Consider the following 401-nt stretch of genomic DNA (forward strand, 5'->3'; position numbering starts at 1 on the left):
GAACTGTTCCATGAGCACGGGCAACACATCTCCGATTGGATCTGGCAGCGCCGGCTGGAGACCGCGGCCAAGCGCCTGGCCGACCCGGGCTGCCGACACCTGTCCCTCGGCACCCTGGCCTATGGCTGCGGCTTCGCCAGCCAGGCGCATTTCTCCCGGCGGTTCAAGGACAAATACGGGATGGCGCCGAGCGAGTTCCGGCATCTTGCCGATCGCGCCATCGCGAAACCCTGAATATACCCGCGCGGGTGTCCGATTCTGATCTCCCGGCCAGCCAGCACGGCCAACTCCGTCCATACCGCGTTGGGCTTCGTCCGTAATTACGGGACCAGAGCAATCAGCGGTTGTTAACATCTGTTGGTTAAGCATTCGCGGCTGCAGCCTGCGCAAATTTGCTATTC

Annotated in this window: 1 protein-coding gene; it reads left to right on the forward strand. The window is 62.1% G+C overall.

Annotation, left to right across the window (positions count from 1 at the left end):
* The coding region (locus tag GPL20_RS38580; RefSeq protein ID WP_157337956.1) for a helix-turn-helix domain-containing protein at nucleotides 1-234 on the forward strand (234 nt) is incomplete at its 5' end.
* Nucleotides 235-401: the final 167 nt, after the last annotated feature.

Source organism: Bradyrhizobium cajani, assembly GCF_009759665.1.
Taxonomy (GTDB): domain Bacteria; phylum Pseudomonadota; class Alphaproteobacteria; order Rhizobiales; family Xanthobacteraceae; genus Bradyrhizobium; species Bradyrhizobium cajani.